Origin of the sequence: Acinetobacter sp. RF14B, assembly GCF_006864105.1 — a bacterium.
GTDB classification, from domain to species: Bacteria; Pseudomonadota; Gammaproteobacteria; order Pseudomonadales; family Moraxellaceae; genus Acinetobacter; species Acinetobacter lwoffii_C.
Genome location: NZ_SMTB01000185.1, coordinates 1 through 1,464, shown reverse-complemented (window position 1 = coordinate 1,464; position 1,464 = coordinate 1). Strand labels below are relative to the sequence as shown.

The window sequence follows — 1,464 nt, the reverse complement described above, 5'->3', positions numbered from 1 at the left end:
CTGAATCCGCCAAAGCCGCCTGCGCCGCCCCCCATACCACCTTCAAAGGCCTGATGGCCCATGCGGTCATACATGCTGCGTTTTTCACTGTCGGACAGCACTTCATAGGCTTCCGCAGCTTCTTTAAACTTCTCTTCAGCTTCAGGGTTGTCCGGGTTACGGTCTGGATGATATTTCATCGCCAACTTACGGTAGGCTTTTTTAATTTCATCATCACTAGCGGTTTTAGCGATACCCAAAACCTCATAATAATCACGTTTAGCCATGTCTGGCGATGCTCCTCACGGAATTTATTTCATACTCAACTGTGGTCTGAAATTGGGGTCAAACCAAGTTTTACAAGGGGAATACTGAAAAAAATGTAGATTTTAGAAAACAGCTTTGCTTTGCGTAAATTTATGAATGCCTTTAAACCAAGCATTGATCAGGAAAATAAAGGCAATAAAGCTGAAGATGACACCGGTTACCGTACAGGCTTTTACCCAAAGCTGACTGTCCCAGGCAAAGAAAAACAGAGGAATAAACCACAGTGCTGCAAAGGCTGCCAGAACGAGATAAATCACGATATTGCGCATGATCCACAAAGCCTGTGCCTGTAACCAAACTTCGGCATAATCCAGCTGGCTGACTTTACGTGCCAGCCAGTAGGCCAATAAACCACTGACCACCGTAAACAAGGCTAAAAACATGAACACATAAGCCATCCCCAGGGAACGTCGCATCTTGGTAAGAGTGTCTGAATTCATGTTTTTCAACCTTAGTGTGCTGTTCAGCACAGCGCCAAATTTACAGCAGCGTATCTTGTTCGAATTATTAAAAATAGCAGACCCTACTATATTGAAATTTTCAATATTTCGCACCTAAAATTATGACAAATTTAAACAGAATCTACACTTTTTCTTACTTTAAACCACTGCGCATATAAGGCAGGCAGGAAAAAGAGCGTCAATAAAGTCGCTACAATCAATCCTCCCATGATGGCAACGGCCATCGGTCCAAAAAAGATACTCCGGGATAAGGGAATCATGGCGAGAACTGCAGCCAAAGCAGTCAGCACAATAGGCCGGCAACGGCGCACCGTGGCATTGATAATGGCATCCCACTGCGATTCCCCGGCCCGAATATCCTGTTCAATCTGGTCAATCAGGATGAGTGAGTTCCGCATGATCATGCCCGACAGCGCGATCGTGCCGAGCATGGCAACAAAGCCGAAAGGTTTATTGAAAATTAACAGGAATAAGACCACACCAATCAGCCCCAGTGGTGCGGTTAAAAACACAATCACGGCCCGGGAAATACTCTTGAGCTGAATCATCAGCAGGGTCATAACCACAGCTAAAAATAACGGCATACCGGCATTGACCGAACGCTGGCCACGGGCAGACTCTTCCACAGTCCCCCCTACCTCCAGCAGATAACCACTCGGCAGCTCAGTACGGATTTGGTCCAGCTCATCTTGCAGCT

At 46.2% G+C, this 1,464-nt stretch carries 3 protein-coding genes; all 3 read right to left on the bottom strand.

Annotation, left to right across the window (positions count from 1 at the left end; translation table 11 throughout):
* Window positions 1-266: DnaJ domain-containing protein (locus E2K52_RS14375; RefSeq protein WP_151205678.1), on the bottom strand; the 266-nt coding region annotated here is incomplete at its 3' end.
* 102 nt (window positions 267-368) lie between these two features.
* Window positions 369-746 carry a hypothetical protein gene (locus tag E2K52_RS14370; RefSeq protein WP_151205677.1) on the bottom strand — a complete coding sequence of 126 codons (378 nt, stop codon included), beginning with the start codon at window positions 744-746 and terminating at the stop codon, window positions 369-371.
* A gap of 131 nt (window positions 747-877) precedes the next feature.
* Window positions 878-1,464: efflux RND transporter permease subunit (locus E2K52_RS14365; protein ID WP_151205676.1), on the bottom strand; the 587-nt coding region annotated here is incomplete at its 5' end.